Origin of the sequence: Nocardia sp. BMG51109, assembly GCF_000526215.1 — a bacterium.
Taxonomy (GTDB): Bacteria; Actinomycetota; Actinomycetes; order Mycobacteriales; family Mycobacteriaceae; genus Nocardia.
The window spans coordinates 8,322,994-8,338,360 of the sequence record NZ_JAFQ01000004.1; the positions used below are offsets into that span (position 1 = coordinate 8,322,994).

10 protein-coding genes and 3 pseudogenes are annotated in these 15,367 nt (G+C 61.8%); 9 read left to right on the forward strand and 4 right to left on the reverse strand.

Translation table 11 applies throughout. The features are described from left to right. The first annotated feature begins 29 nt into the window (after positions 1-29). The 4 genes and pseudogenes from D892_RS43230 to D892_RS49065 form a co-directional block, all read left to right on the forward strand. Positions 30-2,963 carry an ATP-binding protein gene (locus tag D892_RS43230; protein ID WP_051499396.1) on the forward strand — a complete coding sequence of 978 codons (2,934 nt, stop codon included), beginning with the start codon at positions 30-32 and terminating at the stop codon, positions 2,961-2,963. Continuing rightward, positions 2,960-4,693, forward strand: a complete 1,734-nt coding sequence (locus D892_RS47455) for a hypothetical protein (RefSeq protein ID WP_156959894.1) — start codon at positions 2,960-2,962, stop codon at positions 4,691-4,693. The genes D892_RS43230 and D892_RS47455 overlap by 4 nt, the downstream gene beginning before the upstream one ends. Then, positions 4,683-5,009, forward strand: coding sequence for a hypothetical protein (locus D892_RS47460; RefSeq protein ID WP_156959895.1), 327 nt, complete (start codon positions 4,683-4,685; stop codon positions 5,007-5,009). Before D892_RS47455 ends, D892_RS47460 begins: the two co-directional genes overlap by 11 nt. A 374-nt stretch (positions 5,010-5,383) precedes the next feature. Further along, positions 5,384-6,483 (forward strand): annotated as a pseudogene (locus D892_RS49065) (IS3 family transposase); the annotation flags it as partial. A 592-nt stretch (positions 6,484-7,075) separates the two neighbouring features. Here the strand turns inward: D892_RS49065 and D892_RS0138940 are convergent. Beyond that, positions 7,076-7,646, reverse strand: a pseudogene (locus D892_RS0138940) (23S rRNA (adenine(2503)-C(2))-methyltransferase RlmN); the annotation flags it as partial. A 92-nt stretch (positions 7,647-7,738) separates the two neighbouring features. Here D892_RS0138940 and D892_RS49070 point away from each other — a divergent pair. Both D892_RS49070 and D892_RS43250 read left to right on the forward strand, forming a co-directional pair. Further along, positions 7,739-8,002 carry a hypothetical protein gene (locus tag D892_RS49070; protein WP_232236272.1) on the forward strand — a complete coding sequence of 88 codons (264 nt, stop codon included), beginning with the start codon at positions 7,739-7,741 and terminating at the stop codon, positions 8,000-8,002. Between the two features lie 84 nt (positions 8,003-8,086). Continuing rightward, complete coding sequence (locus D892_RS43250) at positions 8,087-9,013, forward strand: hypothetical protein (protein ID WP_024806436.1); 927 nt, start codon at positions 8,087-8,089, stop codon at positions 9,011-9,013. Positions 9,014-9,809: 796 nt separating this feature from the next. Here the strand turns inward: D892_RS43250 and D892_RS0138960 are convergent. From D892_RS0138960 to D892_RS0138975, 3 genes and pseudogenes are all read right to left on the reverse strand, one after another. After that, positions 9,810-10,727 carry a hypothetical protein gene (locus D892_RS0138960; protein WP_156959899.1) on the reverse strand — a complete coding sequence of 306 codons (918 nt, stop codon included), beginning with the start codon at positions 10,725-10,727 and terminating at the stop codon, positions 9,810-9,812. Positions 10,728-10,787: 60 nt separating this feature from the next. Next, a complete protein-coding gene (locus D892_RS0138970; RefSeq protein ID WP_156959900.1) occupies positions 10,788-11,474 on the reverse strand; it encodes a hypothetical protein in 687 nt (228 codons plus the stop codon). A 131-nt stretch (positions 11,475-11,605) separates the two neighbouring features. Next, positions 11,606-12,172: pseudogene (locus tag D892_RS0138975) on the reverse strand (radical SAM protein); the annotation flags it as partial. An 84-nt stretch (positions 12,173-12,256) separates the two neighbouring features. Between D892_RS0138975 and D892_RS0138980 the strand changes: the two are divergent. From D892_RS0138980 to D892_RS47480, 3 genes are all read left to right on the forward strand, one after another. Continuing rightward, positions 12,257-12,922: a type IV toxin-antitoxin system AbiEi family antitoxin gene (locus D892_RS0138980; protein ID WP_232236273.1), complete on the forward strand. Its 666-nt coding sequence runs from the start codon at positions 12,257-12,259 to the stop codon at positions 12,920-12,922. Between the two features lie 198 nt (positions 12,923-13,120). Continuing rightward, positions 13,121-13,687, forward strand: a complete 567-nt coding sequence (locus D892_RS46150) for a nucleotidyl transferase AbiEii/AbiGii toxin family protein (protein ID WP_369801850.1) — start codon at positions 13,121-13,123, stop codon at positions 13,685-13,687. A 176-nt stretch (positions 13,688-13,863) separates the two neighbouring features. Next, a complete protein-coding gene (locus D892_RS47480; protein ID WP_156959901.1) occupies positions 13,864-15,330 on the forward strand; it encodes a hypothetical protein in 1,467 nt (488 codons plus the stop codon). Positions 15,331-15,367 lie beyond the last annotated feature (37 nt).

Consider the following 15,367-nt stretch of genomic DNA (forward strand, 5'->3'; position numbering starts at 1 on the left):
TTCACCGAGTCGTCGCGACGCCTCGCCCCATGGCGAACCTCGACTCTCCTGCCGTTGACCAGTCCGTCGACAAGAGGATCGGCGCCAAGCTGTTCGCGGCGATCACAGCCGCCTACGCAGAACTATCAACGCCCTACGTAGGCCAGCAGATCTCGCGTTCCGATGAATACGCCAGCCCCGGCATCGCCGTTGCATGGGACCGTCCACGGGGGCACCGGCAGCTCCGAATCCTGGTGGGCGGCAACCCGTATTTTCCGCCGGCGCATAATGCTTCTTCGGCCGAGGAAGCCGGACCGCTGCGAGCTGATCGGTTCGACGGCACGGTCTCCGTGCTCTATCCACCCGGCAGCCGCGGAACGAGTGTCGAGACCGAGTCACTTGTTGCAGACTGGAATTCGCTACCTTGCTGGATCCGATGCACGGGGCGATCGGATCCACTGTGGGCGATGACAAGTGACACGATGACGGTCCCCAGCCGAGGTGGCTTCGAGGATTACATCGAGCACCTGCCCGGTCCATTCGCGTGGTTGGTGGTTGCCGAGCCGCTACCACGCGAGAATATCGACAAAGAGATGCTCGAACTGGAGTTGCAGTTGCCGAGGCTGCGCAACCGGCCCAACCACGAGCCCGATCGAATCGCCCTCGCTCGCGGTGAGGCTCGTTTTCACGAGCTGTCCCGCGCCAAGGCCGCCGGCCTGTGGCGCCTCCATGTTCTCGTCGGCAGCGTCAGCGAGCCCGCGACGCAGCGCGCAGCCGCGTTGCTGTGCAGCGCTAGCGATCTCGATGAACTGCCCTATCTGCTGCGACCCGGTGACCGAATCGGCCCCCTAACCGAAATGTGGAACACCCACGTCGCACCCGCAGATGGGGTCTACGGCGACTTCGAATCCCCGTTCACGGCGGCCGGCGAGTTGGTGGCGGCACTGGCTCGGCCACCTCGCGCCGAGCTGCCGGGCATCGAGGTACTCGAACCTCCGCAGTTCGACGTGACCACGAGATCCGACACCGCACGCGCGCCTGGGGTGCACATCGGCGGTGTGCTTGACGGATTCGACCGTGTGGTCGATGAATTCACCGCCTCAACCGCCACGCTTAACCGCCACACCTTCGTCGCAGGAGCCACAGGCGCCGGCAAATCGCAGACCGTGCGTCATATCCTCGAAGAACTTGCTGACCGCGCAGTCCCCTGGCTGGTGATCGAACCCGCGAAATCCGAATACGCGGCCATGGCCGGACGCATCACCGACCGCGGGTCGGTCACCGTCATCCGCCCCGGTGACCCGAACGCCGTTCCAGTCGGATTGAATCCCCTCGAACCCGAGCCCGGATTCCCGCTCCAGACGCACATCGACCTCGTCCGGGCCCTGTTCGAAGCGTCATTCGAGCCCAATGAGCCGTTTCCCCAGGTACTCGCGCACGCTCTGACCCAGTGCTATACCGACCTCGGCTGGGATCTGGTCGTCAGCGAGTCACGGCTCGCCAACGGAGTGACACCCAAGTACCCATCCTTGGCAGACCTGCAAGCAACCGCCCTCGACGTCGTCGACAAGATCGGCTACAGCAGGGAGATTACCGACAACGTACGAGGGTTCATCGACGTCCGCCTCAGTTCGCTCCGGCTCGGCACCCCTGGTCGCTTCTTCCAGGCGGCGTACCCACTGGATGTGACGGATCTATTGGCCCGCAATGTCGTTCTGGAGATCGAGGACCTGGGCAATGACACCGACAAGGCATTCTTCATCGGAGCCATTCTCGTCCGCCTCTACGAGCACCTCCGGGTACGCCACCACCAGTCCGACGACGGCATTCCCTCGAGATTGTGCCATGTCACCGTGATCGAGGAGGCGCACCGCCTGCTCAAAAAGGCGCTACCCGGAACACCGGCAGCACACGCGGTGGAGCTGTTTGCATCGTTGCTGGCCGAAATCCGTGCCTACGGCGAAGGATTCGTCGTCGCTGAACAGATTCCCGCGAAAATCACTCCGGACGTCGTCAAGAACACAGCGTTGAAGATCGTGCACCGCCTGCCCGCCGGTGAGGACCGCGAGGCGCTGGGCACGACGATGAACCTCACCGATGAGCAGTCCCGGCACGTCGTTTCGCTGCCACCCGGGCACGCGGCAGCCTTCGCCGATGGTATGGATCGGCCACTGCGCCTGCAGATTCCGTACTTCGAACACCGAGAATCGCGGGCCGGAATCAGGCACGATATCCGGCTCATCTCCCCCGCCCACGGGCAGCCAACGATCCCGCCGATGATCATGCGTGATCTCGCCCGCGCACAACGTCTGGCCGACGAACCCCGAGTCATCATCTGGTGCGAGTTGCTAATCATCGGACACCTGATGGGCCGTCCGATACCGCGCCCCGCCCAAGCGTGGATCGATGACGTGACCCCTTCCGGCCATCCGGATGCGAGACATCTGCTCAACGCCGCCGTCGGCCACCGGATCACTACCGGCGTCGACTCCCGGTATCGCGGACTGGCACGCTACTACCAGCCCGAAACGCTCACTGCGCATTTGATGCGCGTCGCATTCACGCAGATGGACGGCCACGCGGATGCCGACAACACCGCGTGTACGTCCGGCACCCGATGCGACACCCAGTGGCAGGCCGCCGATTACCGCTGGGCCGACGTCCGACGCGCCCTCACGGACCCCGAGGTTCCCACCGACCATCCGCATCCCGACACCGATGCATGGATCCAACGAGGCTTGTTCCTGCCGGGCAATACGCCCGCCGAGCAACTCGAGGTACTCCGCACGCACCGGGACCTCTGGGCCTCCGATACTGCGATCATCGACGGCCCCGGCACAGCCTCAACACCCACAGCACTCATGGCCGCCGTAGCACAGCTCAGCCCCGAGCTCGATCCCAAGAAGCAATTAGACACCGCAACAATGCATCTGACCCTGCCCACGATGTGGCCGCTGGCGCTCTTCGAGGTTGTCGAGTCGTGAGCGCCGACACGAGTAACGCACGGGCAGAACAGCCTGCCGATGCGAAGGCCGACGCGCCCGAGCAAACATCTCGGCCGGAAGCCACCCAACAACGCTACAACCGGGACGGTGGGCGCGACGAGCGCACCGACCGCCTCGAACACCATGAGAACCGCGAGAGTCCCGCCCGTTGGCCTACTCCCCCCACATCGAACTTCCCCGAAACACGAACCGACACAACACAAACCACCTCCGATCGCCGTATTGACGACGCCCCGGACCACAGCAGCAGAAACGCGGGTGAGCGCCGCGGCATCACAACCGATGCCACGCCAGATCGGTCAGACGAGTCTCAGCCGAACACGGGCGACTCCCCGCAACCGCACGAACGGGACAACGCCGATCTACTAGCACGCCCTGGTCGCCCCGCCGAAACAACTCAAACCGCCGATCGCACCGACAACAACGACCCGCAATCTCGGCCAACCGAGATCCCTTCCGAACCAACGGCATCGGACGCCTCTGGGCACGACGCTGAGGCCACGCAACCAGCCACAGAAACGGCAACAGCGTGGGAAACCCCCGACACCGACCCGAGCGCCGACATCGAGAACGACACTCGCCAACCCGACGGCCACCAGCGGTCAATCGCCGAACCCGTAGACCGCAGTGAATCCGACCAAGCCGGCTCACGATTGACCCATGCCGATGACGCAGCCGACTCGCCCGACGATAACGCACCTTCCGACCAGGAACCGTCGCCCGAGCAGTCCCAAGGCGACGCAGCTCCAAATGGTCAAGCCGATACACGGGCGGCAGATGAGAGCCGCGTGGTGGCCTCCGCCGAAGGCTCAACCACCCCAGACGATCGACCTGATCCGAGCGAGACGGCACACGGTTCCGAAGTTGTAGACGACCCCGACTCGCTGCAGAACCTCACACCGAAGAAGCCGGACCACGGCGAAGACTCGGAGGCCGAAGCGGAACTACTCGACCCCGCAAGAACCGACATTAGCCGACATTTGACCTGGGACGACGTCCAGGAGCTGCTGCCGACCGACGACAGCGGATACCATGTGAAGCCGCGAGATGCCGAATTCCTCGGTCGCACTCCGCAGGAGGTCCAGTGGTGGCACGACCGCAAGGCGCCTCTCGGGATGACTCCGGAGGGGTACTCGGAGTTCACTGATGGCCTTTTCAATGCGGTCGCACAGGATGGGGTCGAACCCAAGGATGTCGATGCGCGGCTGCAGGGCTCATCGGCGCACTTCTTCTCTGGTGAGCACAAGACATTTGCTCCCGAAGACGACGTGAAGAAGAGTCCTTATGCTCAACAGGTGCTCCAGGAGTGGTTCGGCGACGATACCGACCGGCCACAACGGCGGCCCTTCGACTCGCACTATCACCTTGGTCTTGACCCCGAACCAAGCGACTATGATGTTCAAATATCATCAGATGTGATGGTTGACAGGTGCCGAGAACGATGGAATGAGGGAGGAATCAGCGGCGAGTTCTTTCACAGCAAGTACGGATTCGTCAACAAAACGTGCTTCGAAGAAACTTTTGGAACAGTAGCTTCATGGGCAGATACGGAATCTGATAATCGGGGCCGAGAGGTGGTTCCGGCTCTATTCCTATCATCCGGCCCACCCTATAAGCCACCGCCTGAGATCTCCGCCCATCACCGCGACACAGACTGGATGATGCAATACAGGCCACTAAAGAAGGACGATAGAGCACATGGTGACTAAGAAATGCGCATTCGAAATCACGATTGCAGAATCACTTGATCAAGCGAGATTGGACCACTTGCGCGGTGCGCTCAACCTTAAACCCGACGGCCGATTGGCCGATGACTGGGACTACAAATTTGGGCACCGATATCTACAAGGGGAGGGTGCTCGCGCAACTTCGCTAACGCTCTGGCGCAATGACGATGCACCCTGGTCTCTTAGGGTGACGTATCCAGATGGAGACCCGCCGATCGACACCGAATTGGAGATGTGGCGCCGCGAAATCATCGACAGTGTCAAGGAGGCAGGGCTAACTCCAACCCTGAATACGTAGCGCGGAGCCTGCTCTGCCTACTCCATATCCGCCATAAGCCGTCACCGGTCAAAGGCGCGGCGATCGACACGGTCGTCCCATCTCTTGCAACTGACGTGCAGGCTGCCGCCGTTTAGGGTATCGATAAGCATCCTGCCCTCCGGGCGATGTGTCCGCGTGGATGTTAGCCCGCCGAACAGTCCGCTCAGGCGATGCCTCGCGGGTCGTCATACCCGCCGAATCCCGGATTGAATCGCGGCCCTATCGCCGTGCTGCCAGATGCCGCTTGCGCGTCGCCTGCTCAGCCTGGATCTGGCCCGTCCTCACCGAATAAGACCGCTCGGTATTAGAGTCCTGTTGGCCCCGATGAAGGGTTGGAAGGGACACTGGGGGACATGGCAGGACGCAATCGGCATTCCACGGAGGAGATCGTGCGGAAGCTGCGCCGTGCCGACGAGCTGGCCGCGGCGGGCCGCTCGGGTGAGGAGACCGCCACCGAGCTGGAGGGGTCGGCGGCCACGCTGTACAACTGGCGACGCCAGTGCGGCGGGATGGACACCGACGCGGCGAAGGAGTTGAAGGAGCTTGCGTGAGCAGAACGCTCGATTGAAGCGGTTGCTCGCCGACGCCGAGCTCGAGAAGACGCGTTGCGGGAGATCTCGAAGCGAAAATTCTGAGCCCGGCTACCATGCGGCGGGCCATGGACATGCTCAAACAGGCGAAGGGCTTGTCGGAACGGTTCGCGTGCAAGGTAGTTGGGCCGCATCGTGCCACGTATCGCTGGCTACCGACGGCGCAGACTCCGGCCGATCCGGATGCCGACCCGCGTTCCTACGCGACGAAACACCCGAACCACGGGTTCCGGGCGCGCCTGGACGGCACTGCGGTTCGACGAGGGGTGTGAGGTGAACCTGAAGAGGGTGCACCGGCTCTGGCGCGAGGAGTATCTACAGGTGCGCGAGCACCACCCGCGTAGGCGGGTCGGTGTCTCGTCGATGCCGCCGATCGAAGCAGATGCGCCGAAGGTGTTGTGGGCATTGGACTTCCAGTTCGAGGCCACTGTCGACGGGCGGGCGGTAAAGATCGCACCGATGATCGACGAACACACCCGCGAATCGCTGCTGCACCTGGTGGAGCGGTCGATCACCGCCGAAAACTTGTTGCCAAGCTGGAGAAGGTGTTCTCCGTGGCCGGCGGGCCGCCACGAGTGCTGCGTATGGACAACGGACCGGAGATGATTTCCCATGCGCTGCAACAGTTTTGCGCTGACCAGATAGGGATCGTCGACATTCCGCCGGGTACGCCGTGGAACAACGGATTCGTCGAGTCTATCAACCGGCGGCTGCGCACCGAATGCTTGAACCGTAATCACTGGACGAGCCTGCTCGAGGCCCAGGTGGTGACTGGCGATTTCAAGGACGAGCACAATCGGCGGCATCGGCATTCGGCGCTGGGCTATCTGACCCCAACCGAGCACTCTGGCCGCTGCAGCCACACCCACCACCCCCGTGGCCTGCAGCATCAACTGAATCCGGACGAAACAACCCGGACTCGATTACCCGGGTAGTCCCGTCATCGGGGACTGGTCACCACCACAGGCCGGTGTTCAACGTCGCTTCTGTGGATGGGTTCATCCCCGTAATCGTCGTAACCCGCACACCGGACGCGGATCGCGAGATCGAGCTCAACAGTGGACATCTTCGCGACTGGGCGTCCCAGCATTACCCATCCGCATCGCACTTTGATCTCGAGATCCGTTTGACCGACGGTAGAGCCCTGACCGCTGCGCTGGAGGAAATACCGAAACGGACGCAGACTGTTCTAATCGATCAACCCGTGCCCGAGTGGCTGCACTGGAAGTAGAGCCGCGGTTCGAGCGCCTCCAGTTGTCGACAGACTCAGGCCCCTCTTTCAACTATCAAGTTCGATCCGGGAACTCGCCCTGGCGAGACCGGCTGAACGTCCGCTCATGCCGCATATCGCGCTTTCCAACCCCGGACCCGAGCGAGCTTCGGCCAGCAGTCACCACCGAAGTAGTGACCACCCGGCCGCACCACAGCGCACGCCGACCGACACCAGCCGAACACCTACCCCTCCGCAGCGAGCTGCCCGCACGCAGCCGCGATCTCCTGGTCCCGCGTATCCCGCACCGTACACGGCACACCCTGCACCTCCACCCGCCGAACAAACTCCCGCTCAACAGGTTTCGGGGACGCATCCCACTTCGAACCCGGGGTCGGGTTCAGGGGGATCAGGTTGACGTGGACACGGGAGCCGAGAGCCTTGTGCAGCTTCGAACCCAGCATGTCCGCGCGCCACGGGTGGTCGTTGATGTCGCGGATCAGGGCGTACTCGACCGGTACACGGCGGCCCGTCGTATCCGCGTAATACCTTGCCGCGTCGAGTACTTCGGCGACCGACCAGCGATTGTTCACCGATACCAAAGTATCTCGCAGCTCGTCGTCCGGAGTATGCAGCGACACAGCCAAAGTCGCCGACAGACCCTCATCGGCCAACTTCCGAATCGCAGGAGCCAAACCCACCGTCGACACCACCACATTCCGCTGCGAAATCCCAAACCCATCCGGCCACGGCGACGTAATCCGTTGCACCGCAGCCAAACCCGCTTCATGTTTGCAAGTGGCCCCCATGCCCCATGCACCCCGTTTTACAAACGCCGCGACCAGCGGATATCGCCGTATCCTGACGTTCGGCGGTAGCCTGGGCAGAGCGCTGACGCAGGAGGAGTGATGACGGACGATGCGCGTGACCAGCGCAGATACGGCAAGCCCGTCGTAATGCCAGAGGACCTGCATCTCCTCACCGGCCCTACTAGCCGTGTCGTCCATCTCCCGAATCATCTCGATTGGTCAGGCCACGCCGACTACGACCTGAACCGGCCCGGAAGGATCGTCGACCTTTGCCGCACGGTCATCAACGAAGCGGCCACGCCGGACGACCTCCACACCTATCTCGACGGCTCGGTGCTCAGACGTCCCTGGTCGACCATGTAGCTTCCACCCCAGACCAGACAGACCTGGGAGAATCGCTTCGCCGAACTCGCCAAACTCAGCCGACTCACATCGGCGTAGGTCCGGATGGAACCGCGCCACCGAAGACTCGCCGAAATCGCGCTGGCTGTCGTCGGCGACCAGGGATTCGCTCTCGCCGGCGGCTACGCGCTGCGAGCCCACGGCATGGGCAACCGCCCCCAATTGCGACGTAGATCGCTTCACCGACGGGCGGACTTCCCAAGGGCAGTCAACGCCGTCGTCGCCGAGTTGCAGCGGCATGGCTACGACTTCACGGCCGCCATGAGCGGTGAGACCTTCGCACGCCTATTGGTGTCATCCGCTGACGGCGGTCCGGACAAGTTGGAGATGTCGGCCGACTGCGCGCGTCCTTCGATACTCCTCGAAATCGGTCCGGTGCTCCACCCTGACGACGCCGTGGCGAACAAGATGTGCGTACCCTTCGGCCGTGCGCTCTCGAGGGATTCCCTCGACATCGAGGCTGCGCTTGCCAGCGGCCGATACGGCCACGACCGACTGCTCGAGCTCGCGAGGAGCGTCGACGACGGCTTCGACCCGAGGATGTTCGCCGACGCGCTCGGAGCGCTCACCCAAATCACCGATGACACATTCGCCGAATACGGTGTTCCGTCAGAAGACGTCGACGCCATGCGTAAGCGATTTGCAGATTGGCGAAGGGAGCTTCTCGCCACCTCCTGCCCCTCCGCGAAGCCGATAGACAAGGCAATCGGTAGGCCGCGAGACCCTCAACGGTTCGCCGCACCACAGGGCGCGACTTGGGCGTGTCTCCACATCCGCGGTGGATGGCTCTGCGGATCGGATTGTCGAGCCGACAAGGAGGAGGAGGTCATGAGGATGTGGAGACACGCCCTAGAACAAATCAGGATATTTCTCTTTCATTCGGTCCAATTCTTTCTCCATGTACTTCTCCGACTCACGAACGAGCTTCAACAGGTTGGGGCGGTCGGCATGCAGCGATCGGGCCAATTCTGACATGTTGGCATTCTCCCCGCTACGCATTTTCCAGCCGCCCAGCCGCATTTTCAGCTGGTGGCGCGCATTGGCAAGCAGCACGTCAGACGCCTCTCGAACCAAGAATGCCTGGACAATTCCGGGATCGATTCCCGCGTCGGTACACTCACGCGAGATCGGGCCGAATGAATGCTCGTCTCCGCTACCGAACTCAAGAGCTAGCGCGTGAACCCACGTGGCGTACTGGGTCAATGCATCCATGGAGTTGTAGCCGTGGATGCACTCTATGTCGCCGCTATCGTCAGTGCGCATTACTTTGGTTTCCTTCATGCTACCGCTGATCTCAGAGATTATCGCGACGATTCGATGCCGAAAGCCGGAAAGGTATGGGACCGCACCATTTTCGATAGATCGAGTAAGGAACATGCGTCGTACATCCTGAACGGCCTCGTTCTTGCCGTCAACGCGGTAGAAAATGCGAGTCCGGTCGTTCCATTCCCTCTCGGTGAGCCCGCCGAACTCTTCTTCAACGTCGACACCGAGACATTCTTCGATGAGTCGGGAGTCCTTCGCAATCTCGGAGACCTGATAGTACATTCCAGGCGTATGGTACTGATAGGCGTGCATACGGCTGTCGTCAGGGTCGATGCCCGGCAGGGCCGCGCGCAGGTCCTCGCGATCTCCAATTAGGGTCACGTGCCGCGGGGAGAGCTTGTCTCGCGCTTCTGCGGTCGTCATGTGTAGACCCTACACATGGCGGTGTGTACCGTCAACACACCACCAGGTAGGCCCGAGGTCGGGACTGCCAGGCGTGAGATTAGCCCTGTGGCCCCCACATTCGATCACGCTCGGCTTCTAGCCGAACGGCCAAGTCCTCCGGGATGGCGAACTCGTTCGCGTCGAGATCTACATTGTTCCAGCGTAGACCGGCCACGAACTCAACCACCTCCCGGTGTAACCGCTTGTGCGACGGCATGGTCTGTAGATCGAACTGCTTGAGGACCTCGTTGGTCAACATCGCGATTAGAACGGCGCTGCTCACATCGTCATCAGCGCTGGAAGCCAGCTCTTCAAACTTCTCCATCCCCTCATCGGACTCACGTAGCTGCTCCAGGACGGTGACCAAGTTCTGGTAGGGATCGTCCATACCGCCGGCAACGTCAAAGAGCTGGGCTGGGTCATATCCGTCCCGATGCCCAGCCACAGCAGCCTCGGTGAACACGACCTTCACAAAATCTACGTATAGATCGGAGGTATCGCCCGCAATGCGCTCAACTTCCACCCATGCGTCTGTGAGAGTCATATCGGGTGTGGCGTCCGCACGAATCGGAAGGACATAATATCGGAGAATGTGGACGATCAGATCGCGGAATGACTCCGGTTCGATCGTTTCATTTCCAGACTCCAGCCTCTGAAAGAAGTTTGCGAAGCCTCCGACAGATGGCGACAGTTCTGCTGCCGCATTGTTAGTGACGACGTTGCGAACCTCGGCTAGATCGAGCATGTCGCACAGCATCAGACGCACCAGGTCTGCAAATAGGTCCGAGTAACCGTCTGCCAGAATGTCGTCCCGCAGCGACTTTATGGCGGCGGCGTCCACATCACCCAAGGCCATGTCACCGAGCGCAGGTTTCACGGTGGCCTCGATGGCGTCTTCCACTGCTGCCATAAACAGGTCAAAGCCCTTTTTGTCTCTCTTCCTGTTGCTGGACTTCTTCCTCTTCTTCTTACTCAAGCTTCAGATCCTGTTCTGTTCAGTCCAATTCTCCCACTGGTTGTCGAGTTCGCGAGCGGTCTAGTCTTCCTCATCGCGGTCAAGCACCGACGGGTCCCAGATGCCAAGCTCGTGTAACAAGGCGTATAGATTTGGACTATCCACCCAAAACGGCACTGCAACTACAGAGGATCCATGCCCGTCGGCGTGCATCTGTCCATAGCCTTCGGGGAGGGCGAACGAGGCAACAGGATGAGCGACAAGCTGGGAGAGAAGAGACTTATCCCATTCCGGATGGAAAGCCACGCTCACTGAGCCGAAACGTGCACACCTCGCCCAACCGCTTCCTATCTGTTCGTCCTCATCCTGGCTCACGTCGTCGGGCAAGTCGTCGCCGTCGTCGGGCAGGGCCACGAGCCGTAACTCAGCGAGAATTGCTTCAACGAGTGCTCCCGCCGGAATCGTCCCCGGCGCGGCAGCGTCGATCCGCTCGATAGCGTTCGCCTCGTCGACCTCCTCGCAAAACGTGAACGTAGGAAACCAGCGAGCTGAGCCGACTGTATGGATCGACCAGTCCGAGTCCGCAGAGGCCAACCCCATGATTCCTCGGTCGAGATCGGCTGGATAGCCGAGGGCAATGGTCGGTGCCACCACTCGATCCTCAAGGACTGTCCAGCTCCATCCGACTGGATAGGCTGCGTCGAAATCAGTTGCGAAGCGGTCGCGTTCACGGACGTTCTCAAACACGGACCGGTCAAGCTCAGCCAAAGTTGCCCCTACGAGAATCCAGCGCAAGTAGATACGACGTCCGCTACATTTCAGCCCAAGCCGGGCGGTGAGCCGACACTGCGGCGATGCTACTCCTCCCAACCCCAAGGTGCCGAGGGCGTGGCCCCGCGTCAGCTTTCCGCAGCGAGTTGGCCGCAGGCAGCGGCGATTTCACGGCCCCTGGTATCGCGGACGGTGCAGGTGACACCTTGGGTCTGGACGCGGCGGACGAAATCGTCCTGCTGCGGCTTGGGGCTGGCGTCCCATTTGCTTCCCGGGGTCGGGTTCAACGGGATCACGTTCACATGCACCAACGGACCCAACGCTTTGTGCAACTTCTTACCGAGAAGGTCGGCGCGCCAGCCCTGGTCGTTGACGTCGCGGATGAGCGCGTACTCGATCGACACCCGGCGTCCCGACTTGTCTGCGTAATACCTTGCTGCATCGAGAACTTCGGCCACCGACCAACGGTTGTTCACCGGCACCAATGTGTCTCGCAGCTCGTCGTCCGGAGTATGCAGCGACACAGCCAGCCTCACGGACAGGTTCTCGTCGGCCAACTTGCGAATCGCCGGAGCAAGACCCACCGTCGAAACGGTCACCGCTCGTTGCGAAATTCCGAATCCATCTGGCGAAGGAGACGTTATTCGCTTGACTGCCTTGAGAACTCGACCAAAATTGGCCAAAGGCTCATCCATCATGACCCTCTTACAAACCTCGGACGATGGTACGATTCCATACTCACCATGCGATATGTAACCCAGTGGGTTACACTTCCAATAGTGATCGAGAGGAATTCAGTAGGACACGCATCTCGGCAAGCCGGCATCCGACCCGAGCTGGCGCGCCTGCCGCTGCGCACCCTCACTCCCAGCGACGCCGCTGATATCTATCGCCACCCTCGCCAGCAACTGGCCAAACTCACGGCTCGCGGTCTACTGCACCGCCCCGCCTACGGCTACTACATCGTCGTGCCCCAGGACCGCGTCGACCAGTCCTGGCAGCCCGAGCTCGAGGCCGTCGCCGCCGGCATCGCCACCGCTGCATTCGACCCTGACCACGCCATCCTCATGGGAGCCAGCGCCGCCCGCGTCCACGGCGCTATCCCCCGCGCTCTCGCAGTCGCCGTCGTCGCCGTCCCCAAACAACGCGCCCCCCTGCAACTCATCGATCGCGCTGCCATAGTCCGCTTCGTTACCCGCGACACTGACCGCCTCGACGCCGAGCTCATCGGCACTACGCTCGGCCCCACTCTCGTCACCACCCCCGAACAAACCGTCCTCGACCTAGCCCACCGCCCCGAACTCGGCGACGCAGACACCGAGGTACCCACTGCCATCCGGACCCTCTACCGCCGATGCGACCCTGGCCGACTGGCCGAACTCGCCACTCACCAGCGCCTACGGGCCGCACTCGACCGCGCAACCGCCATCACGGAGAGCCCATGACGCTCGGCACCGACGAACGCACTGCCACAGCCAAACAGTTCGGTGTCGCAGACGCCCAGGTCGAACGCGACTACCTGATCTCGTTACTGCTCGCCCACCTCAGCAGCAGCTACTCCGAATCGATCGTGTTCTTCGGCGGGCACTGCACTTGCCCGCACCCACCTGCCCGACGGCAGACTCAGCGAAGACATCGACCTCATCGCATCGACACCTCGGGCTCCCTTGGCAGCTCAACTCACGCGCTCGCTCCCCCGTGCCGTCCAACGTCGCTTGGGTCGAATGGAATGGGATACCAGCCTCACCGAGGTCAGCGACACCGAACCAGCACGCCTCGTCACCGCAGACGGCACCGTCAGCGTCAAAATCCAGCTCCTTTCCCCGACCGGCAGGACCAGATGGCCTACCGAGGTGCGCCCGCTGCTCCAGCGCTACCTCGACACCCCACCCGCCACACTGATAGTCCCGACCCGCGCCGCCTTTGTCGCCAGCAAAACGGTGGCATGGTGCGACCGCGCCACACCGCGCGACCTCTGGGACCTATGGGCCCTGGCCGGTCGCGACGCCGTCAACCATGAAGCCGCTGCTCTCTTTCGTCGCCACGGGCCAACCAACAAATCCCCACAACCATGGCAATTCGCTACCGCCCCAACCGAAGCCCAATGGCACGCCCAACTTGCTGGTCAAACCAGACTTCAGGTCACCGCCACCGAAGCACTTCGCACTGTTCGCGAAGCATGGATAGTAGCCGCGCAAGCAGTCGGCTGATGGAGTCCCCGAATTCAACAGCATGGCGACTCGGGCCCGCACAGCCGTTGACGTTGACAGCTCCGACATCGGCGATGTCTACCGAGCTGACAACCGGTCACTGATCAGCGGCTGCCGGCCGGTCGCATCGCACCAAACTCTCGACACGACAGTGACTTCCAGAGCATGCTATGGGCATGCGGCAAGCAGACTTTACCGTGGGCGGACTGTATGCGTACCCAACATTCAACCCGCACGACGGCCCGCCCGCCGCCGCTCAGGTAGAGGTTGTCACGATCGACGGAGGCGGACAGGTCACGGTTGTCGTCGTCGATCCTGGACCGAAACCCAAGCACTCATGGCAAAAGCGCCCACGCCGGAACGAACGTCTCCAACTCGCTACGCGAGCAGTCTCCTGTCCGTGGGATCAGTGGGAGGAACGAGCCGCCGCCGAAGCCGCGGAAGAGGTCGAGCGCGAGGCCCGGGTCAGCACATGGCGGCAAGACTACGAGCAGCGGCGTGTCGACCGTGTTTCGCCGGATCCTCACCGAGTGCTACCAACGAAGTATGATGAAACCCGTGAGTATCTTTCAGACGAGGAGCCGGAAACCCTAGCAGCACTCGTGCAAGCGTATATCCAGCACCGGGGCCTAGGACAGCGTGTGAAACGCGAGAAAATTGAACCTCTTATCTCGCAATTCCCCGTCACGATTGCCCGAGACATCATCGCCGCACTGAGCCCTCCCGAGGACTGCGCAGCCGATAGCGTTGCAGCCGTGTTCCGCCGTACCGCAGACATACTCGAAGACTCGAGGATCTCGAACATGTCCCGGCGCGGGCGAAACCGACATGACTACCCTCAGCGATCGTTGATCGGCGAGCCCGAACTAACATTCGTTGCAACCGTGCGTGATCATTTTGCCGCCACCGGCGACGAGCTACGCTTGCCCTGGGTACCCCGGATGCCGGAATGGCTCGACGACGAGGACCGCGTGCTGGCTGAAACTTTCGGATGGTTGCGGGTCGGTGTCGCAGACACCGGAGGCCAGCTAATTCATTCGGTCGGGTGCCGCAGCGTGAATTCGCGCTCACTGGAACATGCAGATCATATTCCACTCTGGGCAATCCTCGTTGAGAATAAGCGGCTACTGTGCTCCGTGTGTGGCGGTCCCGGATTCCGGGATTTAGTTCCGCTTGCTGAATTCATTGCGGCTGTGGATGTCTGGAGCGCACGGAACCGAGACTCTGTTGAACCGTGGCAACGGATCGCACTCTTGAGGTTGATCGCCGCTAGCGCGTATGCGCGAGCGGCAGCGGAGGAACCGGAAGTCACTCTCGCTGGTCGGATCACCGAAACGTTGGGTGTAGCGCCACCGGGACGGGAAGGCTGGCAAGCCTATCATCTTCTCAATCGCTCGACGCAAACGGTGCTCGATTCCACCGACGACGATGACATTCCGACCGTCGACGAGGAGAATATCCTGGCGCTCTGCCGTACGCGATTGACGTTGGTCGAGCAACAGCTTCCAAACACCATGCGACCAGATCCGTTAGCGGACAGTGCCAACGCTACCGACATCCGCCGTCGATACCGACAGTTGCACGACACGATCGAGATACCGGGACTCGACCGGTTGCTCTTCGGGCTCCCTGGCGCTATTTGATCATTGGAGACAGCACAGGTCACCGACAGTGCGGAAC

Excerpts from the sequence above, each read along its gene's own strand:
- D892_RS43230 (WP_051499396.1), top strand. The coding sequence starts at position 30 with ATGGCGAACCTCGACTCTCCTGCCGTTGACCAGTCCGTCGACAAGAGG.
- D892_RS43250 (WP_024806436.1), top strand. The coding sequence starts at position 8,087 with ATGGAACCGCGCCACCGAAGACTCGCCGAAATCGCGCTGGCTGTCGTC.
- D892_RS49070 (WP_232236272.1), top strand. The coding sequence starts at position 7,739 with ATGACGGACGATGCGCGTGACCAGCGCAGATACGGCAAGCCCGTCGTA.
- D892_RS47480 (WP_156959901.1), top strand. The coding sequence starts at position 13,864 with ATGCGGCAAGCAGACTTTACCGTGGGCGGACTGTATGCGTACCCAACA.
- D892_RS47460 (WP_156959895.1), top strand. The coding sequence starts at position 4,683 with ATGGTGACTAAGAAATGCGCATTCGAAATCACGATTGCAGAATCACTT.